The following is a 22,249-nucleotide window of genomic DNA, read 5'->3' as shown; positions in this document are numbered from 1 at the left end:
GGCTGTCAGGCCAGTTTGCCCAAGAGCAGATATTCCATCAGTGCTTTTTGCACATGCATGCGATTCTCTGCCTCATCCCACACCACGGACTGCGGCCCGTCGATCACGTCGGCCTCGACCTCTTCGCCCCGGTGCGCGGGCAGGCAGTGCATGAAGAGGGCGTCGGGCTGGGCGGCGGCCATCATTTCGGTGTCCACACACCAGTCGGCAAAGGCCTTCTTGCGCGCTTCGTTCTCGGCTTCGTAACCCATGCTGGTCCACACATCGGTGGTGACCAGGTCGGCGCCTCGGCAGGCTTCCATGGGGTTGCTAAAGAATTGATAGCTATCAGCGCTGATTCCATGGGCGCCAGCGGCCAATTTTTCGTCCACTTCGTAGCCGCGTGGCGTGCTCACATGCACCTTGAAGCCCAGTAGCGACGCGGCCTGCAGCCAGGTGTTGGCCATGTTGTTGCCATCGCCTACCCAGGCCACCGTCTTGCCCTGGATGGAGCCACGGTGCTCGATGTAGGTGAAGATGTCCGCCAGGATCTGGCAGGGGTGGTACTCGTTGGTCAGACCGTTGATCACGGGCACGCGCGAGTTGGCGGCAAAGCGCTCGATCTTGGCCTGCTCGTAGGTGCGGATCATCACCAAGTCGGTCATGCGGCTGATGACCTTGGCGCTGTCCTCGATGGGCTCGGCGCGGCCCAACTGGCTGTCGCCCGTGGTCAGGTGCACCACACTGCCGCCGAGCTGGTACATGCCCGCCTCAAAGCTCACACGCGTGCGGGTGCTGGCCTTCTCGAAGATCATGGCCAGCGTGCGGTCCACCAGCGGGTGGTGCTTTTCGTAGGCCTTGAACTTCTTCTTGATGAGCGCGGCGCGCTCGAACAGGTAGGCGTACTCGTCGGCGGAGAGGTCGGTGAACTGCAGGTAATGTTTCAGCGTCGTCATGGCAGTGGGACTATTCTTCATTCAGCCAGGATGGCTTTGACCAGCGGGGTCAGCTTGGCAACGATTTCGTCGGCTTCGACGGTGGTGAGGATCAGGGGGGGCACCAGGCGGATCACGGTGTCGGCCGTGACCGACAGCAGCAGGCCTGCCTCGGCCGCGCGGCCAATCAGGGCGCCGCAGGGCTTGTTCAGCTCAATGCCCAGCATCAGGCCCTGGCCCCGGATCTCCTTCACACCGGGCAGGCTGCCCAGCTCGCGCTGCAGTGCCGCCTTGAGGTGCTCACCCACCGTGGTGGCATTTTGCAGCAGGCCGTCTTCTTCCATGATGCGGATGGTCTCGACCCCGGCGCGCATGGCCAGCGGGTTGCCGCCAAAGGTGGTGCCGTGGTTGCCAGGCTGCAGCACGTTGGCGGCCTTGGGGCCCGCCACCACCGCGCCAATCGGCACGCCGGAGCCCAGGCCCTTGGCCAGCGGCATCACGTCGGGCACGATGCCGGCCCACTGGTGGGCAAACCACTTGCCAGTGCGGCCCATGCCGCACTGCACTTCGTCGATCATCATCAGCCAGCCGCGCTCATCGCACAGCTTGCGCAACTGCTGCAGGTATTCCACGCGCATGGGGTTGATGCCGCCTTCGCCCTGGATGGTCTCGAAGAACACGGCCACCACGTTGGGGTTGCCTTCGGTGGCCTTCTTGATGGCTTCGATGTCGTTCATCGGCACGCGCACAAAACCTTCGACCAGCGGACCAAAGCCGCTGTAGATCTTGGGGTTGCCGGTGGCCGACATGGTGGCAATCGAGCGGCCGTGGAAGGCCTTTTCGTACACCACGATCTCGGGCTTGGCGATGCCCTTGTCCACGCCGAACTTGCGTGCGATCTTGAGCGCCGCCTCGTTGGCCTCCAGGCCCGAGTTGCAGAAGAAGACGTTCTGCATGCCCGACAGCTCTACCAGCTTGGCGGCCAGCTGCTCCTGCAGGGGCGAGTGGTAGTAATTGGAGGTGTGGATCAGCTTGGTGATCTGGTCCTGCAGCGCGGGCACCAGCTTGGCGTGGTTGTGACCCAGCGTGTTCACGGCAATGCCGCCCAGGCCGTCCAGGTATTCCTTGCCGTTCACGTCCCACACGCGGCTGCCTTGTCCACGGGCCAGCGCGATGGGTACGCGGCCATAGGTGTTCATCACGTGGGGCGAAGCGGCCTCAATGAAAGCGGTCATGCGGAAATCTCCAGACGGTGCAGTGGCGAAAAAACGAGTCACGATTCTAGGGGGAGCAGGGCGACGGTCTGTTGACGATTGCGCATCAGTGCAATGCAGCCCACTACCTGAGTTTGGGGTGCTATGTGTAGCGCGGCAGAGGGATTAGGGAGTCAGCTCTTATATAAGAGTTAGAATGTCGCGTTGCGGTGCAACATGCAGTGATCCTGCGTCTGTGCCCTCACTACCACTCCAATCCCCGATGGTTTCCCCCTCCTCCAAAGAAGTCTTCATCCAGGGCATCACCCACGAAGGGAAAACCTTTCGTCCCAGCGACTGGGCCGAGCGGCTGGCCGGGGTGATGAGCAGCTTTCGACCCGGTGGAGCGCGGCCGGGCAGCCATTTGAGCTATTCGCCCTGGTGCATTCCCACCACGCTCAATGGCGTGAAATGTGTGGTGGTGCACCGCGACCTGCAGGGGCACGAACCCATGGCCTGGGACTTTGTGATCAATTTCGCCCGCGACAACAACCTGCAGGTGGCCGAGGCCTGCCTGCTGCCCGACGTTCCGCCGCTTCCAAAGCCCTGAGGGTGTGCCTGCCGGGGCGCTGACGGCGGCCTGCGCGCGCCGTGGCGCCCCTCAATAGCGCACGATGAGCGCAACGATGCCAAGGAACGCGGCCACCGCTGGTTCCATGCCAGGCAAGTCGATCACAAGCTCCCGTTTGAAGGTGATGGCCGACCTCTCCCGGACGCACCCCAGCGGTTGTCCGGTGGACAGGTAGGTGACGGGGAAGTTCTTTGTGAGCCAGCCGGAGGATGTCCCGACCTCGATGTCAGCCGGCTGCGCCATCACGATGCGTGGCAGGCGCCGACCGGTGTTTTGGCTCAGAACATCTGCCTGGGCGTGTATGGATTCGTCGGTGGTTTCGAGCGTGTAGCGAATATCGCTGACGTACCCCCGGCTCAGGTAGCAATGCCGCACCCTCCAGGCCTGGCCGTGCAAGGTCATCTGAATGTCGCCCTTGGCGGCATCTTCGGCGCTGAAGACGCGCAACCGGGCATTTTTGGCCTGCGCAAACCACGCGTAGTGGAATCCACCCACCACCAGGCTTTCGGTGCCATCCAGAAACTCGTAGGCAAAACCATCCAACGCTGACTTCTGCCGCAGGATCATGGGGCCTCGTGGGGTGGATGTCTTGCCGGACAATGTAGCCGTTGTCGTAAGGGCGCCCCCAACGAAAAAACCGCCCGAAGGCGGTTTGTTCGTTTTTTTGCTGGCAGCGCACCCGTTACAAACGGCGAACGGCAGGTGCCGTTCGGGCTGTTTGCCTGCCGGGGCAGGCGGTCAATTGATTAAGCGGCTGCGGGTGCCAGGGCTTTCACCTTGGCAGACAGACGGCTCTTGTCGCGAGCAGCCTTGTTCTTGTGGAAGATGCCCTTGTCAGCCACGGTGTCCACCACGGCTTGCATCTTGGCGAACAGTTCGGTCGCCTTGGTCTTATCGCCAGCCAGAACAGCCTTTTCGACGTTCTTGACAGCGGTACGGTATTTGGAACGCAGCGAGGTGTTTGCAGCGTTGATCTTGACGTCCTGACGGACGCGCTTGCGGCCCGACGCCAGGCGCGGGTTCTTCTTCTTGGGTTTTGCGGATGCCATTGTTTAGTTCCTTGGGTCTGTGGATGATGCCAGCAAAGCCCGCAATTATAGCCCAGAGCCTTTCGTTGCGCCACTGCGACAACGGTTCACGCCCACCTCACCCACTTCCTGCCCGCCTCACACGCACTGTTCACAGTGGGTGATCCACACCCTCATGAAGGATCATCGCTTGAAGCATCTGTCGCCTCATTGGTCTGCACTGCCTCCTGACACTGCCTCCTGAAAGTGCGCGCCTGCAAGCGCATACACTCCCGCCGGTGTCACTGTTCAAAGCCGCCTCCACCGTTTCCCTGTTGACCCTCGTCTCCCGCATCACGGGGCTGGTGCGCGAGTTGCTCATGGCCTCCGTCTTCGGGGTCAGTGCCATGACGGACGCTTTCAATGTGGCGTTCCGCATTCCCAATCTGTTCCGCAGGGTGCTGGGCGAGGGCGCCTTCAGCCAGGCTTTTGTGCCGGTGCTGGCCGCTACCCGGGCTGAGGATGGCGACGACGGTGCCAAGGCGCTGATCGACCATGTGGGCACCTTGCTGGCCTGGACGCTGGTGCTGCTGTGCATCGCCGGTGTGCTGGGCGCGCCCTGGATGGTGTGGGCCATGGCCAGCGGCATGAAGCAGTCCCCCCAAGGCTTTGACGCCGCCGTCACGATGACGCGCTGGATGTTCCCCTACATCGGCTTCATGTCTCTGGTGGCGCTGGCCGGGGGCATTCTCAATACTTGGAAGAAGTTTGCGGTGCCCGCCGCGTCGCCGGTGCTGCTCAATATTGCCCTCATCCTGTCCATCACGCTGGGCGCGCCCTTGTTTGCACGCCACGGCATCGAGCCCATCTATGCCCAGGCAGCGGGCGTGATGCTGGGCGGCCTGCTGCAACTGGCCATCCAGGTGCCTGCGCTGCTGCGCCTGGGGTTGTTGCCGCGCATTGGCGTGCGCTGGGCGGCCATCCGTGCGGCCTGGGCCGACCCCACTACCCGCAAGGTGGCGCGCCTGATGCTGCCCGCCTTGCTGGGGGTGAGCGTGGCGCAGGTGTCCCTGCTCATCAATACACAGATTGCCTCGCACCTGGCCACCGGCAGCGTGAGCTGGATCACCTATGCCGACCGCCTGATGGAGCTGCCCACCGCCTTGCTGGGCGTGGCGCTGGGCGTGGTGCTGATGCCGCAACTGGCCAGCGCCCGCGCCAAGCAAGACGACGAACGCTATTCGGCCATGCTCGACTGGGGGTTGCGGCTGGTGGTGGTGCTGTCGGTGCCCTGCATGGTGGCGCTGCTGGTGTTTGCCAAACCGCTGGTGGCCGTGCTGTACCACTACGGCGCTTTTGCCGACCGGGATGTGCAGCAGACCACCCTGGCCCTCGCGGGCTATGGGGTGGGCATTGTGGGTATCGTGGCCATCAAGGTGCTGGCGCCTGGCTACTTTGCCAAGCACGACATGCGCACCCCCATGCTGATTGCGGTGGCGGTGCTGGCGCTCACGCAGATGATGAACTTTGTGCTGGTGCCTTACTTGCAGCACGCGGCGCTGACGCTGTCCATCGGGGTAGGGGCGATCATCAACGCCACCTGGCTGTTGGTGGGCCTGCTGCGGCGTGGCAGCTACCGGCCCCTGCCGGGTTGGGGGCGGTTTGCCCTGCAGGTGGTGGCGGCCAGTGCCTTGCTGGCCGTGCTGCTGGCGTGGGGTGCCCAGCATTTTGATTGGGTGGAAATGAAGGCACAGCGCCTGCAGCGCATTGGCCTGCTGGCCGCCATGATGGTGGCCGCAGCGGTGCTGTACTTCGGCGCCCTGTGGGCGGCTGGCCTGAAGCTGCGCCAGTTGCTGCGCCGCTGAGCGGAAGTGGCAGACCGGGCCCCCGAAATGCCCTGCAAAGCCCGTCCTTCTGTGGCTTGACGCCATGGCGACGGCCCCGTACAAAGCTGCCATGTCCCTGAGCCTTTCCGTGCCCACCTCGCTGGAGTACTTTGCATCGCTGGTGCAAAGCGACGACCACTTTCCGCTGCTCGAGGCCGCCGCCAGCCTTGCGCAGGATGAGTACCCCGAGTTCGACGTGCAGCAACTGCTGGGCGACGTGGATCAGCTGCAGGCCCGCATCAAGCGCCGCCTGCCTGCCGACGCGCCCGCACTGCAAAGGCTGCGCACGCTCAACCAGTTCTTTTTTGCCGACCTGGGTTTTGGCGGCAACATCAACAACTACTACGACCCCGAAAACAGCTACTTGAACGCCGTGCTGCGCACGCGCCGGGGCATTCCCATCAGCTTGGCCGTGCTGTGGATGGAACTGGCACAGGGGCTGGGCCTGCACGCGCGGGGCATTGCGTTCCCGGGGCACTTCATGGTCAAGGTGCTGCTGCCCAAGGGTCAGGTGGTGCTGGACCCGATCTCGGGCCAGTCACTCAGCCGCGAGGAGCTGGCCGAGCGGCTGGAACCCTACAAGCGCCGCAACGGCCTGGTGGACGACTACGACGTGCCACTCGGCCTGTACCTGCAGGCGGCCACGCCGCGCGACATCATTGCGCGCATGCTGCGCAACCTCAAGGAGGTGCACCGCACCCAGCAGGACTGGCAGCGCCTGATCGCCGTGCTGGACCGGCTGATCGTGCTGTTGCCCCAGGCCTGGGGCGAGCGGCGCGACCGGGGCCTCGCGCATGCCGAGCGCGGCAACACGGCCGAGGCCGTGGCCGACCTGGAGGCCTATCTGGCCCACAGCGAAGACGGGCTCGACATCGACCTCATCGCCGACCGGCTGAGCGCGCTGCGCAACGCCAACGGGTGATTCCGGGCGGCGGGCTCCAAAAACAGTGTTAGAACGGGGTGCTGTCTGCGGGCAGCGCCGCCTGCAATTGCGCCACCTGCCGGCGCAGTTCGGTGTTCTCCTCCGTCAGCTCGGCCACGCGGATGCGCAGCGTGTACAACTCGTCAGTATTGGCCTCGGCACCGGCGGCCGGTTCCGCCGTAGCTTTGTCTTCTGACGGAGCCTCCTCGCGCGGCTTGCGCTTGTTGAGTTCGCGCACCCGCTTCGCTGCCTGCTTGAGTTCGTCCTTGCCGGCCACAGCGGCCGCCACCTGTTCCTCGGCGGGCAGGGTGGCCACAGCGGCTGCGGCGTTGATGGAGATGGTGCCGGACTTGACGGCGGCCACCAGCTCGGGCGCGGCCTGCTTCTGGATTTTTTCGATCATCACCACCTGGCTGCTGCTTAGGCGTGCAGCCTTGGCAATGGCCTCGCGGCTGTTCAGCGGGTCGGGGGCGGGCAGGGCGGTTGCAGCCTCGGGCATGTCAGCAGCAGGGGTGGCTTCGGCGGTCTCGGTGGCGGTGGCTGCGCGCGCCTTGCGCTCGGCCATGATCTCGCGCTTGCGCAGGGCGAGCACGCCACGCAGGAAGTCAGACACGCTGCGGCGGCCCAGGTGCTGGTCGATCATCCACAGGTGCACGTCTTCCATCGACTGAAAGCGCGGGTTCTGCACGGTCTGGAACGGCAGGCCATGCTTTTGGCAGATGCCATAGCGGTTGTGGCCGTCTACCAGCACATCGCCCCACAGCACCAGTGCGTCGCGGCAGCCCTCGGCCAGGATGCTACGTTCCAGCGCGTCGTGTTCGTCGGGGGTCAGGGGTTCGATGTAGGCTTTGAGTTCTTCGTTGACGACGATGTTCATGGTGCAGGCGGTCCGGGGATCTGGGCAAGGGGCGCGATTGTAGAGGCCCCGCGTTGGCGGCTACGCGTCGCCCGTGCCTCGCAGTGCCAGCCAGCCCGCCACGGCCGTGAAGGCCGCCACCACGGCCACGATGATCCAGAAGCCGTGGCCGTTGTCCGCCAGCGGCACGCCGCCCACATTCATGCCGAACAGGCCAGCCAGAATGTTGATGGGCAGAGCCAGCACCGTCACCACCGTCAACACAAACAGGCTGCGGCTGTTGGCCTCCTGCACGCTGGCGGCAATTTCTTCCTGCAGCAGCTTGATGCGCTCCTGCAGGCCTTGCATGTCGCGCAGTACCACCGAAAACTCCTCGGTCGAATCGCGCAGCTCCTGCGCGTCGTCGGCGCCCATCCAGGCAGGCGGGTGTTGCAGCAGGCGAAACAGCGCCGCCGGCTCGGGCGCCAGCAGCCGCTGAAGGCGCACCAACAGGCGCCGCAACACGCCCAGCCGAGCGCGCTTGTGGTCCAGGCGGCCGGCCAGCAGCGCGTCTTCCACGTCGTCGATGCGTTGTGTCACGCCCCGCACGATGTCCACCAGGCCCGAGGCCTGGGTGCGCATCAGCTCGGCCAGCAGCGCTACGCTGGAGCAGGGCGCGTTGCCGCTGCGCACGGCGGTGCGCAATGCGTCCACCGACCGCAGCGGGCGCGTGCGGCCCGTCACCATCAGGTGGGGCGCCACGCTGGTCCACAGGGTGGCAATGTCTGAGGGCTCGAACGCAAAGTCAAAGTGGGCGTCGTTGAGCACGGCAATCAGCGTGTCATCGTCGCGCTCGATGCGGGTCGAGACCGAGCGGTCCTTGAGGGCGTCAAAAAAAGCCGCAGGCAGGTCTGCGTGACGCTCCATCCATCGCACGGCCTGCGCGTGGCTCAGGTTGAAGTGCAACCACAGGAACTGGCCTGGCGGCGCTGCGCCTGCCTGCAGGCTGGCCAGCCATTGCGCGGCCTGGTTCGAATCCACCTCGTGCGGCGGGGTGTCGGTGCCCAGCAGGTAGCCGCAGATCAGCCCGGCGGCATCTCCGCCGTAGTTCAGGCTGGCGCTGGCGGTGAGAGGGGTGGACAAAAGGGGGGTGTGGTCTGCGGGCGGCACGGCCTCGCATGCTGGCCTCAGGGCATGACAGTGTCGTGACAGATCACGCCAATGTCACGGCGTTGTCACCGCAGCCGACCACCATTGCGCATCTGTTTTGCACTACCGCCGGATGCTTGCCTATGTTCTACAACAACGCCCTCGACACGCAGGAGCTGATGCAACGCATCGCCAACGACCTCATTGACAGCTATGACGAAGAGCTGGAACTGGAGATCGAAGACCGCGAGGTCGATGACATTGGCGCCCCCAGCCCAGGCGACAAGCTGGCGCGCCAGCAGTACTTCAAGGACTTGTTTCGCCTGCAGGGCGAACTGGTCAAGCTGCAGGACTGGGTGCAGCACAGCCGCCAGAAGGTGGTGATCCTGTTCGAGGGGCGCGATGCCGCAGGCAAGGGGGGCGTCATCAAGCGCATCACCCAGCGGCTGAACCCCCGCGTGGCGCGCGTGGCGGCGTTGCCCGCGCCCAACGACCGCGAGCGCACGCAGTGGTACTTCCAGCGCTATGTGGCGCACCTGCCTGCGGCGGGCGAGATGGTGCTGTTTGACCGCAGTTGGTACAACCGCGCGGGCGTTGAGCGGGTGATGGGCTTTTGCACCGACGACGAATACGAAGAGTTCTTCCGCACCGTGCCCGAGTTTGAAAAGATGCTGGTGCGCTCGGGCATCACGCTCGTCAAATACTGGTTCTCCATCACCGACGAAGAGCAGCACTTGCGCTTTCTGGGCCGCATCCACGACCCGCTCAAGCAATGGAAGCTCAGCCCCATGGACCTGGAAAGCCGCGTGCGCTGGGAGGCCTACACCAAGGCCAAGGAGACCATGCTGGAGCGCACCCACATCCCCGAGGCGCCCTGGTGGGTGGTGCAGGCGGTGGACAAGAAAAAGGCGCGCCTGAACTGCATTGCCCACCTGCTGTCGCAGCTGCCTTACCAGGAGGTGCCGCACCCGCCCGTGGTGCTGCCCGATCGCGTGCGCAACCCCGAATACCTGCGCCAGCCCGTGCCTGCCAGCATGTACGTGCCAGAGATCTACTGAGGTACCCGGCGCGCTGCGCGGTGGGTGCGCGGTTATCTGTCCTTCAGCAGGGCAATGGTGGCGATCACGTCCCGCACCTTGAAGGGCTTGATCAGCACACGCCGCACCTGCAGCGCCTTCATTTTCACGGCGGTGGACGCATCCACCTGTGTGGTGGTCACGGCCACTGGCACATCGGCACTGACGGCCAGCGCATCGTTGCGCACCTGCTCCAGCAGGGCGACGGCCTCCTGCTCTTGCTCGTCCAGCGAGACGATCACGCCCGCATAGCTCTCATGGCTCAGCCGCTGCTGGGCCATGCGCACGCTGTTCACCTGCCGCACCACGGGCAGGTTCAGCTGGCGGGCCGTGGCCACGATGATGCTGCCGGTCAGCGAACTGGGTTCTACCAACAGGATGTCCTGGGGGCTGCGGTCGCTCATGGGGCGGGCGCTCCCTGTTCGCGCCGCACCAGCTCTTCCACCGCCAGATCGCGCAGGGAGCCGAGGATGGCCAGATCGATGTCGTCCAGGGTGCGCGGTTTGTTGTCGATCAGGCACAGCGTGCCCACGTTGTGCCCATTGGGCAGCTTGAGCGGAGCGCCTGCATAGAACTGGATGTGAGGTTCACCCGTCACCAGCGGGTTGCCGATGAAGCGCTCGTCCTGGTTCACATCGGGCACCACCATGATGTCGTCCTGCAGGATGGCGTGGCCGCAGAACGAGATGCCGCGTGCTGTCTCGCACTGCTCCATGCCCACCCGCGACTTGAACCACTGGCGGTCATCGTCGATGAGCGAGAGCAGCGCCGTGGGTACGTCGAACTCCTGCGCGGCGAAGGCCGTTAGGCGGTCGAACCGCTCCTCGGGCGGTGTGTCCAGAATCAGCAACTGGCGCAGCGCCTGCAGGCGGTCTGGCTCGTTGGCGGGGCGGGGTGGTTCTTGCATGGTGGCGACCCGGCGGGTGTGCGGCGAAGGGCTTGATTATCGGCGGGTGCTGGGTCGCGTGCATCGCGCGGCATCACGCCGGACGGGGCCCTTAGTGGCTGCGCGCACTGCCCTGCGACGGCGTGCCGCCGCGCCCGAACTGGTGCCAGGCCCTGCGCAGCTGCGTGTCAGAGCTGAAGCCCGCCATCAGTGCCGCCTGTGTCACGTTCTGGCCGGACCGCAGAGCGGCTTCGGCTGTGGCCAGACGGATGCGGCGTAGGTACTGCAGCGGGGCGATGCCCGCATGTTCCAGAAACAGCCGCGTCAGGTGCCGTGGCGAGGTGTGCGCCACCTCCGCCATCTGCGGCACGCTCCAGTCGGCCTGGGGTTGCTGGCCTACCGCATCCTGCACGCGGTGCAGGGCGGGGTGCAGGTGGTTGCGGTGGTGCAGAAAGGGTGAAAACTCGGGGTCGTTGGGCCCGCGGCGCAGCGCCACCACCATGGCCTGCGCTACCTGCGCTGCCAGCGCAGGGCCGCAGGTGTCCGAGATGCGGTGCAGCAGCAGGTCGATGCCCGTGGTCACGCCCGCACTGCTGTACACCGCGCCATCGGCCACAAACACACGGTTGGCCACCACGTCGCAGCGCGGGTCCACGGCGGCCAGCTCGTCCAGGTGCTGGTGGTGCGTGGTGGCGCGGCGCCCTGTCAGCAGGCCGGCGTGGGCGGCCAGCACCGAGCCCGCGCACACGGTGACCAGATCCAGCTGCCCGGCCACGGGCCGCAGGCCGCGCAGCCAGTGCAGCAGCGCGCGGGCCTCGTCGCTCTCCACGTCGATGTGTTGGCCGGCCAGTCCCACCAGCACTACCCAGGCGGGCGTGGGCAGGGTGGTAGGTAGCGGCTCCAGCCCTGTCAGCACGGCGCCCACCGAAGTCATGGATTGCGGGGTGGGGCTCACGAAATGCTGCACAAACCGCTCGGGCTGGCCCCGGCCTACCAAGGCCTGGTTGGCGATGCGCAGTGCTTCGGCCGGACCGGCCCAGTCCAGCACCAGGCTACCCGGCAGCAGGGCGAAATAGACGTGGATGGGGGAGAGGGCCGAGTTCTGCATCGATGGCTTTGAATGGCTAAAAGCGTGTCATGGCTGAGGGTTCCAGGGCGTGTCTATCTGGCGGGCCGTGCGCTCGGACAGCGCCGCGCCCAGCAGCCGGGTGACCAGGTGCAGGCTCATGTCAATGCCCGCGCTGATGCCGGCCGATGTGACCAGTGCACCCCGGTCCACCCAGCGCACATTCTCCTGCACGTCCAGCGCGGGGTACTGCGTGCGCAGGTCCGCAATGTCCTCCCAGTGCGTGGTGGCCGGGCCTTCGGTCAGCACACCCGCCGCCGCGAGGATGAAGGCCCCCGTGCACACCGAGGCCGTGATCTGCGCGGCCCCAGCCACCTGGGCCACCCAGGCCCGGGTGGCGGGGCAGGCGGCAGCGGCATCGACCACGCCGCCGGGCACGATGAGCACATCGGGCGCGGTGGCGCTGGCAAAGTCCGCATCGGGCAACACGCGCAGGCCCGCGCGTGCGCGCACCGGGGCCATGCTGCGGGCTACGCACTGCACCACAAACGGTGCGGCAGCCTCCGGGTGCTGCCGCTGGTGCATGCGGCTGGCGGTGGTGAAGACCTCGTAGGGCCCGCCCAGGTCCAGGGCCTCCACGTCGTCGAACACCAGGATCGCGACCTGCAACGGCTGCGTGCTCACTGGTGCACCTTCGGCTTCGCCTGCGGTGCGAGCTTGCTTGGGGCGGCCCGGCGCGGCGCTCATGCGGCTGCCCGGTCCAGAGCCTGCTGCAAGGTGCACAGCGTGGCAAAGCGGCCCTGCAGCACGGTGGCGGTGCGGGTCTTGATGTCGGCTGCGGCCAGCACCTGGCCGTCGGGCTGCACCATGTCCCAGGTCAGGGTGGCATCGGTCACGTAGTCCACATTCCAGCCCAGGTCCGAGGCGTGGCGCGTGGTGGTTTCGCAGCACTGTTCAGTGCGAATGCCGCTGATGATGAGGCGCTGGATGCCATGGCGCGTGAGCCACACATCGAGGCCCGTGCCCACCAGTGCGCTGTGGCGCGACTTGGTGAAGGTGGCCGCCGCCTCAAAAGGCGCCAGACCGTCAAGCGCGCGCACCTGGCCCGAGGCCAGCGAGAACGGGTTCTCGGCGACCTCCGGGCCTTCGCTATGGAACACGCGCAGCACCGGGATGCCCCGCGCCACACTCCCGTCGATCAGGGCGTTTTGCGCCTGCAGGTAGGCGGGCAGGTCGTGTTCGGTGAAAAAAGGGCGGTGGCGAAACGATTCCTGGACATCGATCACTATCAGACAGGTTTTCATGGAACGCTTTCAAAGGAAGTGGTTGGGATGTGCTTATGTTCGTTGTTCAAAGGAGCGAGGTCCGAACCGACGGAGACAGGATTCGATCAATTTAAGCCATCATCATTTTGCTGGTGGACGAATCTGACTGTGCGTGCAGGCGCCTTTTACGCGCTGGGGATGCCATGCCAGGAGGTTTTGAGGCCAAATCGTTGGTAGGCGCCCGTGAATCATGCTTCTATAGCTATCAAAAAAGTAGCGACATCTATTCCAGGCAGGAAGCTGTTAAGGTGGCTAGGGTTTTCCCTGTGTTTTCGACATCGCCTGCAAGACCACCTGCCTATGCCCCGCCGCTCCCGCCTGTTCTCGCTGTCGTCCCTGGCGCGGGCCTACCAGCGCAATCTCAAGGCTTTCGCGCGGGTTGCGCGGGCCTCCACCCGGCCGGTGCGGGCCAAGGCGGCGTCCAAGCTGCGGGCGGCGCCGCGCAAGGTGGCGGTGGCCAAAGGGCCCTCCACGGCCCGTACGCCGCGCTCGGCCGGCAAGCCGGTGCCGGTGCGGGGCGAGTGGATCTCCGGCGTTGCGCCCGGCCCGGCGGGGGCGCGGCGGTTTCATGCGTATGTGCCCACCGGGCTGGCCCTGCGTCCGGGCGAAAAGCTGCCGCTGCTGGTCATGCTGCACGGCTGCGGCCAGACGGGGCGGGACATTGCCGCCGTGTCGCGCATGAACCGGCTGGCGGCGCGCCATCGGTTTGTGGTGCTGTACCCCGAGCAGGAGCGCGTGGCCAACGCCCAGGGCTGCTGGAACTGGTTTGAACGCCGCAATGGCCGCGCCGAGGCCGAAGCCGCCACGCTGCTGGCTGCCGTGGACAAGGTGGCGCGCCGCCTGCCGGTGGACCTGGCGCGGGTGGCGGTGGCCGGGCTCTCGGCCGGCGCCAGCATGGCGGTGCTGATGGCGGCGCTGTTCCCCGACCGGTTCTGCGCCGTGGCCATGCATTCGGGCGTGGCGCCCGGCACGGCCGAATCGGCCGCCACCGCCCTGGCCGCCATGCATGGCCGCCGCGAAGCCCATCTGCCCGACCCCCCTGCGGCTAACGCTGCAGCCACCCCGGTGCTACCCGTTGGCGCCCCTGCGGCCCTGCCCCCTCTGTTGATCCTGCATGGCGATGCCGATGGTGTGGTGTCGGTGCGCAATGCAGCGGCCACCGCTCAGTTGTGGGCCGATGCGCTGGGCGCGCGGGCGGGTGCCATCCGTACCTTGCAGCGGGGCCAGCGCTACCCCATGCGGGTGACCGAATTCAAGGCCCGCGGGCGCACCATGGTCGCCCTGCGCGAGGTGGTCGGGCTGGCCCATGCCTGGAGCGGCGGTACCGCCCAGTTGCCCTACAGCGACCCGGCCGGTCCGGATGCGTCGGCGCTCATCTGGGCCTTTGTGGCCCGGCAATTCGGAAAATAAGCAAGAAAATGGCCGCAAGCGCTAGTGCATATTGCGCTAGCTGCTATCAAAAGATGACTGCAAAAGCCATCGGGTGCCTCCTGGGCAGGGTGCGCAACGCCGGGGTCACACCAGCCGAGCGGCCACCAGTTCCTTCTTGAGGTAGGCGTAGAACAGCGGTGCCGCCACCAGCCCCGCAGGGCCAAACACGGCCTCGGCCACGAACATGACGGAGAGCAGCTCCCACACGCCCATCTGGGTGCGGCGGCCCACCACCTTGGCGTTGATCACGTATTCGGCCTTGTGGATCAGGATCAGGAAGCCCAGGCAGGCGGCGGCTGCGAGCGGCGACACCGACAGCCCCACGATGGTGATCACCACGTTGCACACCAGGTTGCCCACGATGGGCACCAGCCCGGCCACGAAGGTGAAGGTGATCAGCACCGGCGTGTAGGGCAGCTGCAGCCCCCAGATCGGCAGCACAAACAGCAGAAACAGAGCGGTGAGCAGGGTGTTGAACGCCGCGATCCAGAACTGGGCCGCCACGATCTGGCGGAACGCCTCGCCGAACAGCGTGATGCGCAGCTTGAGCTGCTGGGCCAGCGGGCCGCGCGCCAGCACGGGTGGTCGCACCGCAGCCAGCGCGCCGATGAGCAGGCCCACATAGGCAAACAGCACACCGGCGAGCCAGGCCCGGCCCGCCATGGCCAGCGCCCCGGCCTTGGCGCCCAAGTAGCTGGCAATGATGCGCTGGATGTCTGCCACGCCCTCGGGCAGGTGGGAGGCCATGTCGGCGGGCAGCTTCAGGCGCAGCTCCAGCACCGTGCGGGCCATGTAGGTGAGCAATTCCTGGTACTGCTGCGGTGCGCTGACCAGGTAACCGCGCGAATGCGTGAAGCCCAACGCCAGCAGTGCCAGCGGCAGCAGCATCACCAGGCCAGCGGCCGTGACCTGCGCCACGCGCAGGTGGGTGGCGGACGGCGTGGCCTGGCGCTGAACGCGGCCCAGCCCTGCGGCAAACCAGCCCGTGAGCGCGCGGGTCAGCAAAAAACCCAGGCACACGCACAGCAGGCCGGGCAGCAGGCCGCGCCACATCGCCAGCAACAGCGCAGCGGCCACCAGCAGGTAGCTGGCCACCACGATGCTCTGGCTCAGGGCGCGCGGCGGCAGGGTGGTGAGCGTGGGCTCAGTCTGCGCTGAGGGGGCGGGTGCCGGAGCGGGGCGCTGCGCCATGCGCGTTAAGGGGGCAGTGTTCCAGGTCGGGTATCAGGCCACCACCACGGAGGCGCCTTCGCCGCGCGCGGCGATCGTGCCAATCGCATACACCTGCTCGCCCGCAGCGCGCAGCGTGGCGGCCGTGGCTTCGGCGTTGGCCGCGTCCACCACCACCACCATGCCGATGCCGTTGTTGAAGGTGCGGTTCATTTCGATGTCGTCGATGCCGGCGGTCTTCTGAAGCCAGGCGAACAGCTCGGTCTGGGGCCAGCTGCCCTTCTTGAGGTGGGCGGCGGTGCCGTCGGGCAACACGCGGGGGATGTTCTCCAGCAGGCCGCCGCCAGTGATGTGGGCCAGGGCCTTGATGGGGTGAGCAGCCAACGCGGCCAGCACGTTTTTCACGTACAGACGGGTGGGTTCCATGATGGCGTGCTTGAAGGGCTTGCCGTCCAGGGTGGCGGGCACGGTGCCAGCGGCTTCGGCACGGTCAATGCACTTGCGCACCAGCGAGAAGCCATTGGAGTGCACGCCGTGGCTGGCCAGGCCCAGCACCACGTCGCCAGGGGCCACGTCCTTGCCGGTCAGGATCTTGGATTTTTCGACCGCGCCCACGGCAAAGCCGGCCAGGTCGTATTCGCCCGCTGGGTACATGCCGGGCATTTCGGCGGTTTCGCCACCGATCAGGGCGCAGCCCGAGAGCTCGCAGCCCTTGGCGATGCCGCCGACCACGGCGGCGGCCGTGTCCACGTCGAGCTTGCCGCAGGCGAAGTAGTCCAGGAAGAACAGGGGCTCGGCGCCCTGCACCAGCACATCGTTCACGCTCATGGCCACCAGGTCGATGCCCACGGTGTCGTGCATGTTCCATTCAAACGCCAGCTTGAGCTTGGTGCCCACGCCATCGGTGCCGGAGACCAGCACGGGCTCCTTGTAGCGCTTGGGCACCTCAAACAGCGCGCCAAAGCCGCCGATGCCCGCCAGCACACCTTCGCGCATGGTCTTCTTGGCCAGCGGCTTGATGCGCTCGACCAGGGCGTCGCCCGCGTCGATGTCAACGCCGGCGTCTTTGTAGGAGATGGGGGTGGAGGGGGCAGAAGAGCTCATGGATGGTGTGGTGCTGGTAGGCCCGCCGGGCGGGCTGGAATCCGGGGATTTTAAGGGGCACGCCTCGGCACCCTCACTCAGCCCTGTGTGACAGGGGGCTTTGGGGTGCGACCGTGCCGGGTAGATTGCACCAGCACACCCGCCAGCGCCAGCGTGGCAAACAGCATTCCGGCGCCAAACGTGGCGCTGGCGCCCAGCCGGTCCCACAGCAGGCCCGCCAGGCCGCTGGCCACCAGCAGCGCCACGCCGCTGACCAGATTGAACATGCCAAACGCCGTGCCGCGCAGGTCGGCGGGCGCGGTGTCGGCCACCATCGTGGCCAGCAGCCCTTGCGTCATGGCCATGTGCAGGCCCCACAGCGCAATGCCCAGCCAGGCAACGGCGCCCCTGTCGCTGAAGGTCAGCAGCGCATCGGCCGCAATCAGCACCACCAGCCCCCAGGCCAGCAGCGTGGTGTGGCGGGTGCTGTCTGCCAGTTTGCCCAGCGGGTAGGCGCCCAGCGCAAACACCACATTCATCAGTACCAGCACCAGCGGTGTCCAAGCCAGCGGCAGGCCGCCCTGCTGCACGCGCAGCACCAGAAACGCCTCACTGAAGCGCGCCAGCGTGAACACGGCGCCCAAGGCCACCACCCACCAGTAGGCGCCACCCAGGCGTCGCAGGTTCTCGCGGCGGATGGGGTTGGTGCGCACGGCGTATGCGGTGCGTTCGGGCTCTTGCACGCCCACCAGCAGCACGGCCACACACAGGGCGGCCGGAATCACCGCCACCCAGAACACGGCGCGGAAGTCATTGGCCCACAGCAGCATCAGCCCCATGGCGAGCAAGGGGCCCAGAAACGCGCCCACGGTGTCCAGCGACTGCCGCAGCCCGAACGCCGCGCCCCGCATGCCGGGCGGCGCCAGGTCGGCCACCAGCGCATCGCGCGGCGCGCCGCGGATGCCCTTGCCCACGCGGTCGATGAGGCGCGCCGTGACCACCAGGCCCACGGTGGGCGCGATGGCAAACAGCGGCTTGGACAGCGCCCCGAGCCCGTAGCCGAGCACCGCCAGCGGCTTGCGCCGCCCCCACCAGTCGCTCAGTACGCCCGAGAACACCTTGAGCACCAGCGCCGTGGCCTCGGCCGCGCCCTCGATGAGGCCCACCGCCAGCATGCTGACCCCCAGCGTGGTGACCAGGAACACCGGCAGCAGGCTGTGGATCATCTCGGACGACACGTCCATCAGCAGGCTGACGAAGCCCAGTGCCCAGATGCTCGCGGGCAGGCGCTTGGCGGGGGAGGCGGGAGGTGTCATGGTGCAAGGCAGGCGAGGGTGGGGCCGAGCGGCGGCTGGCAGCAGACTAAAATCGCGGCCATTGTCGCCCAGCCCCTGCCAGGGAGCCGGTCGGTGACCACGCGCCGTACGCCACTTTGTCGCCGCGCCTGGCCGGAGTCATCGACGGCCCGGTGCCTTCCCACCCACTTGTGATGCCGCTGCTGACCCTCTTCCTGACCGCCGCTTCCGCACCTTCCGCCACGGTTCAGCCTGCGCTGTGCGGGTGCCGCGCATGACGATGAAGCAATTGGCGCTGGACATCGGCCTGGCCACCGGGCCGACCCTGGAGCGTTTTTTTGCCGGACCCAACGAGGCCGCGCTGCAGCACCTGCGCCTGGCCGCCGGGGCAGGCAGCAGCGAAGCCACCCGTTCCCCGGTCCCCACCTATCTGTGGGGCGAACCGGGCAGCGGCAAGACCCATTTGCTGCAGGCCGTGCGCCAGGCCCTGCGCGAGCAGGGCTCCAGCGTGGGCTGGCTCGACCCCTCGGTGGCCGAGCCGCCGGATTTTGATGAAAGCTGGGCCGCCGTCGTCATGGACGACGTGCACCTGTACAGCACCGCCCAGCAGGCCACCGCCTTCAACTGGTTCGTCAACGCCATCAGTCCCGCCAGCGGCAGCCAGCGCTGGGTGCTGGCTGCGGGCGACCTGCCCCCCGCCGACCTGCCGCTGCGCGACGACCTGCGCAGCCGCCTGGGCTGGGGCCATGTGTTCCAGCTGCAGCTGCTGGGCGAGGCCGAGCGCCGCGCTGTGCTGCGCCAGGAAGCCGACGCCCGCGGCGTGTTCCTGGGCGATGAAGTCATGGATTACATGCTCAACCGCTTTTCGCGCGACCTGGGCAGCCTCATGCAGCTGCTGGACCAGCTCGACGCGTTTGCCTTGCGCACCCAGCGCGCCATCACGATTCCGCTGCTCAAGACGATGCTCGAATCGGAATGAAAAATGAGGGACAACCCCCTGAGCGGCTGCGCCGCTTCCCCCTTCTCTCGCTGTGCTGCGCACTGCGGGAAGGGGGACGCCGCCAGCGCGGCGGGGCGGCCCTTGCGCGGCGGCCGCTGGGTTTGGGCTGCGACAGTTTTTGCAACCGCTCGTGCAGCGCAATTTATTGAATGACTGAAATGCAAAGAAGCCGCCTTCGCTTGGCGCTGTTTGACCTCGACCACACGCTGCTGCCGCTCGACTCAGATTACGAGTGGGGCGAGTTCACCATCCGCATCGGCTGGAACGACCCGGTGGAGTTCGCGCGCCGCAACGACGAGTTCTATGCCCATTACCAGGCCGGCACGCTCGACGTGCACGACTACGTGCGCTTTGCCACCGAGGCCGTGCGCCTGCGTGGGCCCGAGGCCGCAGCGGCGGCGCATGAGCAGTTCATGCGCGAGGTCATCACCCCCGCCATCAAGCCCCAGGCGCTCGACCTGATTCGCCAGCACCAGGCGGCGGGTGACGAAGTGCTGATCGTCACCGCCACCAACGAGTTCGTGACCACGCCCATCGCCCAGGCACTGGGTGTGCCGCAGCTGCTGGCCGTGCAGCTGGTGCGCGATGCCAGTGGCTGGTACACCGGCGAGATCGACGGTATCCCCACCATGCGCGAAGGCAAGGTGCGCCGCATGGAACAATGGCTGGCCGAGCGGCAACTCAGCTGGGCCGATGTGGAGAGCACGTTCTACAGCGACTCCATGAACGACGTGCCCCTGCTGGAAAAGGTGAACCACCCGGTCGCCACCAATCCCGACCCGCGCCTGCGCGCCCTCGCCCAGGAGCGCGGCTGGCGCATACTGGACCTGTTCGCGGCCCCCACCGGCCAGGAGCCCTCCTGACACCTGCGCCCAGCGCCCGATCCCCTGATACCTCCCTACCCATGATCAAGAAGTTCATCGACAAACTGCTGGGCAAATCGACGCCTGGAGCCTCGGGCGGCAAGCCCCACTTCGGCAAGCGCGAAGAGGTGCCCGCCTCGGTGCACGGCATCAACCCCGAACTGGTGGACCGCCGCGCAGCCGAGGTGGTGCAGACGCTCAAGGACGCTGGCTTCGAGGCCTACATCGTGGGCGGTGCCGTGCGCGACTTGCTGCTGGGCCTGCGCCCCAAGGACTTCGACGTGGCCACCAATGCCACGCCCGAGCAGGTCAAGGGCCTGTTCCGCCGCGCCTTCATCATCGGCAAGCGCTTTCGCATCGTACACGTGGTGCACGGTCGGGGCCGTGAGCACGAGGTGATCGAGGTCTCGACCTTCCGTGCCTACCTCGACAACGCCGCCGCGGGCCAGGTGACGGGCAACGAAAAGACCAGCAAGGCGCAGCTGTCGGGCATGCAGCATGCCGTGGACGCCAGCGGCCGCGTGCTGCGTGACAACGTCTGGGGGCCGCAGGACGAAGACGCGACGCGCCGCGACTTCACCGTGAACGCCATGTACTACGATCCGGTCAGCCAGATCGTGGTGGACTATCACAAGGGCTTGCAGGACGCCAAGAAGAAGACGCTGCGCATGATTGGCGACCCCGCCACGCGCTACCGCGAAGACCCGGTGCGCATCATCCGGGCGGTGCGCTTTGCCGCCAAGCTGAGCCCGCTGGGGTTCAGCATCGACGCCAAGTCGGCAGCGCCCCTGGTGCAGTCGCAGGCACTGCTGGCCGAGGTGCCCCAGAGCCGCATGTTTGACGAAATGCTCAAGCTGCTGCAGACGGGCCACGCCATTGCCACCATCGAGCAACTGCGCAAGCTGGGCATGGCCAAGGGCATTTACCCGTTGCTCGATGTGGCGGTGGAGCGTGCCGACACGCCGTTCGTCAAAGCCGCTCTGGTGGACACCGACCGCCGCGTGAACGAAGGCAAGCCCGTGGCCCCCAGCTTTTTGCTGGCCTGCGTGTTGTGGGAAGACGTGCGCAATGGCTGGCAGGAGCGCCTGAACCAGCGCCAGCACCCGCTGCCCGCGCTGCAAGAGGCCATCGACGAGGTGTTTGATCGCCGCATCGGCGACGTCTCGGGCCGCGGCAAGCTGGCGGCCGACATGCGCGAGATCTGGGTCATGCAGCCGCGCTTTGAAAAGCGCGTGGGCAATACGCCGTTCGGCATGGTCATGCAGCCGCGCTTCAGGGCCGGGTTCGACTTCATGCGTCTGCGTGCCGATGTGGGTGAGGTCGAAGAAGCGCTGGCCGAGTGGTGGCAGGACTTCCAGGCCGCCGACGACGAGCGCCGTGATGACCTGATGGACCAGGCCAAGGAAGAGCAGAAGGCGCGCCAGAAAGCGCAGCCTGTGGTCAAGCGCGTACCCCGCGCCGCACCCGCGGCCGATCCGCGCCGTGTGCCCCGTGCCGATGGCTCGGCACCGGTCGCTGCTGGGTCGGATGCTGGGCCTGCGGACGGCGACACCGAATTCCCCTCTGACGGTGCTGCCCCCAAGAAGCGCCGCCGCCGCCGTCGCAAGCCGGGTGGTGGCGAAGGCGCCGCCCCCGCCACTGCGGGCGAGTGACGTTACCGAGAGCTGCCTTGACCGTGGCTGAGCCGGCGCATCCGGTGATGAGCGATGCCGAGGGTGGCGCCCCGCGGGCAACCCCTGCGGTTTCCGTATTTATCGGCCTGGGCGCCAACCTGGGGGACCGGGAAGCCACCCTGCGCGCGGCCTTGGCCGCCATCGGCCGGTTGCCCGGGACGCAGCTTCTGCGTGTATCGCCCCTCTACGGCAGCGCGCCGGTCGATGCCGGTGGCCCGGACTACCTGAATGCTGTGGCCGAAGCAACCACCACCCTCGCGCCCGAGGCCCTGCTGCAGGCATTGCAATCCATCGAACAAGCCGCGGGCCGCGAGCGCCCCTACCGCAACGCCCCGCGCACGCTGGATCTGGACATCCTGTGGTTTGGCGACTGTGTGATGGACACCCCCGCACTCACCGTGCCCCACCCCCGCATGGCCGAGCGTGCGTTTGTGTTGCGCCCCCTGGCCGACCTGGTGCCGGATCGGGTGGCGGCGTCCGCCTTGTCCGGGGTGGCAGACCAGTCCATTCGCTGCATTGCAAAGGCCGATTGGGTAGATTCTCCTGATTGATCAAGGTACGCTGGACAACTTCGTCAGGCGACCTAAGCAAGCTCATTCGTCGCGCATCCAGAGTAGCCGTTCAGAGCTTTCCCTGTCCTGTTCATGTCGGAACTGAGCGCAAGGGGCTTTTCCGCTCACGCTGCTGGACAAATGCTCGGGGCGCAGTTTTCGGGTCCCAGAGTCCTTATTCAAGTCGACTGCAACGTGCGCTTGACCAGGAACAGCGGAAGCCGTTCACTGAGTTTTGGCGCCGCTCTTAATGCGCAGTTAAGTGGCGGCAGACACATTCATTGCTTGCCCTT

Annotated in this window: 23 protein-coding genes; 9 read left to right on the top strand and 14 right to left on the bottom strand. The window is 66.6% G+C overall.

Features of this window, described 5'->3' with window-relative positions; translation table 11 throughout:
• Nucleotides 1-5: 5 nt before the first annotated feature.
• A complete protein-coding gene (gene argF, locus ASD94_RS05500; protein WP_108624868.1) occupies nucleotides 6-935 on the bottom strand; it encodes an ornithine carbamoyltransferase in 930 nt (309 codons plus the stop codon).
• Nucleotides 936-952: 17 nt separating this feature from the next.
• Nucleotides 953-2,149 (bottom strand): aspartate aminotransferase family protein, encoded by a 1,197-nt coding sequence (locus ASD94_RS05495; protein WP_056639610.1) that lies wholly within the window; start codon nucleotides 2,147-2,149, stop codon nucleotides 953-955.
• Nucleotides 2,150-2,390: 241 nt separating this feature from the next.
• Between ASD94_RS05495 and ASD94_RS05490 the strand changes: the two genes are divergently transcribed.
• Nucleotides 2,391-2,717, top strand: coding sequence for a DUF3579 domain-containing protein (locus tag ASD94_RS05490; RefSeq protein ID WP_056639606.1), 327 nt, complete (start codon nucleotides 2,391-2,393; stop codon nucleotides 2,715-2,717).
• 51 nt (nucleotides 2,718-2,768) lie between these two features.
• On the opposite strand, the gene ASD94_RS05485 is transcribed toward ASD94_RS05490, so the two are convergent.
• Together ASD94_RS05485 and rpsT are read right to left on the bottom strand one after the other, a co-directional pair.
• Nucleotides 2,769-3,305 (bottom strand): hypothetical protein, encoded by a 537-nt coding sequence (locus ASD94_RS05485; protein ID WP_056639603.1) that lies wholly within the window; start codon nucleotides 3,303-3,305, stop codon nucleotides 2,769-2,771.
• Nucleotides 3,306-3,484: 179 nt separating this feature from the next.
• Nucleotides 3,485-3,787, bottom strand: a complete 303-nt coding sequence (gene rpsT / locus ASD94_RS05480; protein ID WP_015015385.1) for a 30S ribosomal protein S20 — start codon at nucleotides 3,785-3,787, stop codon at nucleotides 3,485-3,487.
• Nucleotides 3,788-4,044: 257 nt separating this feature from the next.
• On the opposite strand from rpsT, the gene murJ reads away from it, so the two are divergent.
• On the top strand, nucleotides 4,045-5,610 hold the full coding sequence (murJ, locus tag ASD94_RS05475) for a murein biosynthesis integral membrane protein MurJ (RefSeq protein WP_056639601.1): 1,566 nt from the start codon (nucleotides 4,045-4,047) through the stop codon (nucleotides 5,608-5,610).
• Nucleotides 5,611-5,701: 91 nt separating this feature from the next.
• Nucleotides 5,702-6,553 (top strand): SirB1 family protein, encoded by an 852-nt coding sequence (locus tag ASD94_RS05470; RefSeq protein ID WP_056639731.1) that lies wholly within the window; start codon nucleotides 5,702-5,704, stop codon nucleotides 6,551-6,553.
• 28 nt (nucleotides 6,554-6,581) lie between these two features.
• On the opposite strand, the gene ASD94_RS05465 is transcribed toward ASD94_RS05470, so the two are convergent.
• Both ASD94_RS05465 and ASD94_RS05460 read right to left on the bottom strand, forming a co-directional pair.
• Nucleotides 6,582-7,430: a hypothetical protein gene (locus ASD94_RS05465; RefSeq protein ID WP_056639599.1), complete on the bottom strand. Its 849-nt coding sequence runs from the start codon at nucleotides 7,428-7,430 to the stop codon at nucleotides 6,582-6,584.
• 60 nt (nucleotides 7,431-7,490) lie between these two features.
• On the bottom strand, nucleotides 7,491-8,531 hold the full coding sequence (locus ASD94_RS05460; protein ID WP_056639596.1) for a transporter: 1,041 nt from the start codon (nucleotides 8,529-8,531) through the stop codon (nucleotides 7,491-7,493).
• A 149-nt stretch (nucleotides 8,532-8,680) separates the two neighbouring features.
• Here ASD94_RS05460 and ppk2 point away from each other — a divergent pair, with 149 nt between their 5' ends.
• Complete coding sequence (gene ppk2 / locus ASD94_RS05455; RefSeq protein WP_056067080.1) at nucleotides 8,681-9,595, top strand: polyphosphate kinase 2; 915 nt, start codon at nucleotides 8,681-8,683, stop codon at nucleotides 9,593-9,595.
• A gap of 32 nt (nucleotides 9,596-9,627) precedes the next feature.
• Here the strand turns inward: ppk2 and ASD94_RS05450 are convergent, their stop codons facing one another.
• The 5 genes from ASD94_RS05450 to ASD94_RS05430 form a co-directional block, all read right to left on the bottom strand.
• Nucleotides 9,628-10,017 (bottom strand): histidine kinase, encoded by a 390-nt coding sequence (locus tag ASD94_RS05450; RefSeq protein ID WP_056639593.1) that lies wholly within the window; start codon nucleotides 10,015-10,017, stop codon nucleotides 9,628-9,630.
• A complete protein-coding gene (locus ASD94_RS05445; RefSeq protein WP_056639588.1) occupies nucleotides 10,014-10,520 on the bottom strand; it encodes a GAF domain-containing protein in 507 nt (168 codons plus the stop codon). The genes ASD94_RS05450 and ASD94_RS05445 overlap by 4 nt, the downstream gene beginning before the upstream one ends.
• 91 nt (nucleotides 10,521-10,611) lie before the next feature.
• Nucleotides 10,612-11,607, bottom strand: coding sequence for a GlxA family transcriptional regulator (locus tag ASD94_RS05440; protein ID WP_056639585.1), 996 nt, complete (start codon nucleotides 11,605-11,607; stop codon nucleotides 10,612-10,614).
• Nucleotides 11,608-11,634: 27 nt separating this feature from the next.
• Complete coding sequence (locus ASD94_RS05435; RefSeq protein WP_056639727.1) at nucleotides 11,635-12,249, bottom strand: DJ-1/PfpI family protein; 615 nt, start codon at nucleotides 12,247-12,249, stop codon at nucleotides 11,635-11,637.
• Nucleotides 12,250-12,308: 59 nt separating this feature from the next.
• The gene (locus tag ASD94_RS05430) at nucleotides 12,309-12,869 is read right to left on the bottom strand and encodes a cysteine hydrolase family protein (RefSeq protein ID WP_056639583.1); all 561 of its coding nucleotides are present in this window, start codon (nucleotides 12,867-12,869) and stop codon (nucleotides 12,309-12,311) included.
• Between the two features lie 321 nt (nucleotides 12,870-13,190).
• On the opposite strand from ASD94_RS05430, the gene ASD94_RS05425 reads away from it, so the two are divergent.
• The gene (locus ASD94_RS05425) at nucleotides 13,191-14,300 is read left to right on the top strand and encodes a PHB depolymerase family esterase (RefSeq protein WP_056639581.1); all 1,110 of its coding nucleotides are present in this window, start codon (nucleotides 13,191-13,193) and stop codon (nucleotides 14,298-14,300) included.
• Between the two features lie 105 nt (nucleotides 14,301-14,405).
• On the opposite strand, the gene ASD94_RS05420 is transcribed toward ASD94_RS05425, so the two are convergent.
• The 3 genes from ASD94_RS05420 to ASD94_RS05410 form a co-directional block, all read right to left on the bottom strand.
• On the bottom strand, nucleotides 14,406-15,512 hold the full coding sequence (locus tag ASD94_RS05420) for an AI-2E family transporter (RefSeq protein ID WP_235510578.1): 1,107 nt from the start codon (nucleotides 15,510-15,512) through the stop codon (nucleotides 14,406-14,408).
• A gap of 33 nt (nucleotides 15,513-15,545) precedes the next feature.
• A complete protein-coding gene (gene purM, locus ASD94_RS05415) occupies nucleotides 15,546-16,595 on the bottom strand; it encodes a phosphoribosylformylglycinamidine cyclo-ligase (protein WP_056639579.1) in 1,050 nt (349 codons plus the stop codon).
• A 77-nt stretch (nucleotides 16,596-16,672) separates the two neighbouring features.
• Nucleotides 16,673-17,890 carry an MFS transporter gene (locus ASD94_RS05410; protein WP_056639577.1) on the bottom strand — a complete coding sequence of 406 codons (1,218 nt, stop codon included), beginning with the start codon at nucleotides 17,888-17,890 and terminating at the stop codon, nucleotides 16,673-16,675.
• Nucleotides 17,891-18,149: 259 nt separating this feature from the next.
• Between ASD94_RS05410 and hda the strand changes: the two genes are divergently transcribed.
• The 4 genes from hda to folK all read left to right on the top strand — a co-directional run bounded on the left by hda (nucleotide 18,150) and on the right by folK (nucleotide 21,956).
• Nucleotides 18,150-18,848: a DnaA regulatory inactivator Hda gene (gene hda / locus ASD94_RS05405; protein WP_056639575.1), complete on the top strand. Its 699-nt coding sequence runs from the start codon at nucleotides 18,150-18,152 to the stop codon at nucleotides 18,846-18,848.
• A 179-nt stretch (nucleotides 18,849-19,027) separates the two neighbouring features.
• Nucleotides 19,028-19,732 (top strand): HAD family hydrolase, encoded by a 705-nt coding sequence (locus ASD94_RS05400; protein WP_369818032.1) that lies wholly within the window; start codon nucleotides 19,028-19,030, stop codon nucleotides 19,730-19,732.
• A 41-nt stretch (nucleotides 19,733-19,773) separates the two neighbouring features.
• Entirely contained in the window at nucleotides 19,774-21,384 is a 1,611-nt protein-coding gene (gene pcnB, locus ASD94_RS05395) for a polynucleotide adenylyltransferase PcnB (protein WP_056639572.1), read from the top strand.
• Between the two features lie 47 nt (nucleotides 21,385-21,431).
• Nucleotides 21,432-21,956 (top strand): 2-amino-4-hydroxy-6-hydroxymethyldihydropteridine diphosphokinase, encoded by a 525-nt coding sequence (gene folK, locus ASD94_RS05390; RefSeq protein ID WP_056639571.1) that lies wholly within the window; start codon nucleotides 21,432-21,434, stop codon nucleotides 21,954-21,956.
• Nucleotides 21,957-22,249 lie beyond the last annotated feature (293 nt).

Source organism: Acidovorax sp. Root70 (assembly GCF_001428225.1).
Lineage (GTDB): Bacteria > Pseudomonadota > Gammaproteobacteria > Burkholderiales > Burkholderiaceae_C > Acidovorax.
This window is presented reverse-complemented; position numbering and strand designations above follow the sequence as displayed.

What these genes read in the sequence shown, in the direction of transcription:
- ASD94_RS05485 (WP_056639603.1), bottom strand. Translation starts at nt 3,305, where the DNA reads ATGATCCTGCGGCAGAAGTCAGCGTTGGATGGTTTTGCCTACGAGTTT.
- ASD94_RS05400 (WP_369818032.1), top strand. Translation starts at nt 19,028, where the DNA reads ATGCAAAGAAGCCGCCTTCGCTTGGCGCTGTTTGACCTCGACCACACG.
- ASD94_RS05410 (WP_056639577.1), bottom strand. Translation starts at nt 17,890, where the DNA reads ATGACACCTCCCGCCTCCCCCGCCAAGCGCCTGCCCGCGAGCATCTGG.
- ASD94_RS05465 (WP_056639599.1), bottom strand. Translation starts at nt 7,430, where the DNA reads ATGAACATCGTCGTCAACGAAGAACTCAAAGCCTACATCGAACCCCTG.
- rpsT (WP_015015385.1), bottom strand. Translation starts at nt 3,787, where the DNA reads ATGGCATCCGCAAAACCCAAGAAGAAGAACCCGCGCCTGGCGTCGGGC.
- ppk2 (WP_056067080.1), top strand. Translation starts at nt 8,681, where the DNA reads ATGTTCTACAACAACGCCCTCGACACGCAGGAGCTGATGCAACGCATC.
- ASD94_RS05495 (WP_056639610.1), bottom strand. Translation starts at nt 2,149, where the DNA reads ATGACCGCTTTCATTGAGGCCGCTTCGCCCCACGTGATGAACACCTAT.
- ASD94_RS05445 (WP_056639588.1), bottom strand. Translation starts at nt 10,520, where the DNA reads ATGCAAGAACCACCCCGCCCCGCCAACGAGCCAGACCGCCTGCAGGCG.
- ASD94_RS05440 (WP_056639585.1), bottom strand. Translation starts at nt 11,607, where the DNA reads ATGCAGAACTCGGCCCTCTCCCCCATCCACGTCTATTTCGCCCTGCTG.
- hda (WP_056639575.1), top strand. Translation starts at nt 18,150, where the DNA reads ATGAAGCAATTGGCGCTGGACATCGGCCTGGCCACCGGGCCGACCCTG.
- ASD94_RS05430 (WP_056639583.1), bottom strand. Translation starts at nt 12,869, where the DNA reads ATGAAAACCTGTCTGATAGTGATCGATGTCCAGGAATCGTTTCGCCAC.
- ASD94_RS05425 (WP_056639581.1), top strand. Translation starts at nt 13,191, where the DNA reads ATGCCCCGCCGCTCCCGCCTGTTCTCGCTGTCGTCCCTGGCGCGGGCC.
- folK (WP_056639571.1), top strand. Translation starts at nt 21,432, where the DNA reads ATGAGCGATGCCGAGGGTGGCGCCCCGCGGGCAACCCCTGCGGTTTCC.
- argF (WP_108624868.1), bottom strand. Translation starts at nt 935, where the DNA reads ATGACGACGCTGAAACATTACCTGCAGTTCACCGACCTCTCCGCCGAC.
- ASD94_RS05420 (WP_235510578.1), bottom strand. Translation starts at nt 15,512, where the DNA reads ATGGCGCAGCGCCCCGCTCCGGCACCCGCCCCCTCAGCGCAGACTGAG.
- pcnB (WP_056639572.1), top strand. Translation starts at nt 19,774, where the DNA reads ATGATCAAGAAGTTCATCGACAAACTGCTGGGCAAATCGACGCCTGGA.
- ASD94_RS05450 (WP_056639593.1), bottom strand. Translation starts at nt 10,017, where the DNA reads ATGAGCGACCGCAGCCCCCAGGACATCCTGTTGGTAGAACCCAGTTCG.
- ASD94_RS05470 (WP_056639731.1), top strand. Translation starts at nt 5,702, where the DNA reads ATGTCCCTGAGCCTTTCCGTGCCCACCTCGCTGGAGTACTTTGCATCG.
- ASD94_RS05490 (WP_056639606.1), top strand. Translation starts at nt 2,391, where the DNA reads ATGGTTTCCCCCTCCTCCAAAGAAGTCTTCATCCAGGGCATCACCCAC.
- purM (WP_056639579.1), bottom strand. Translation starts at nt 16,595, where the DNA reads ATGAGCTCTTCTGCCCCCTCCACCCCCATCTCCTACAAAGACGCCGGC.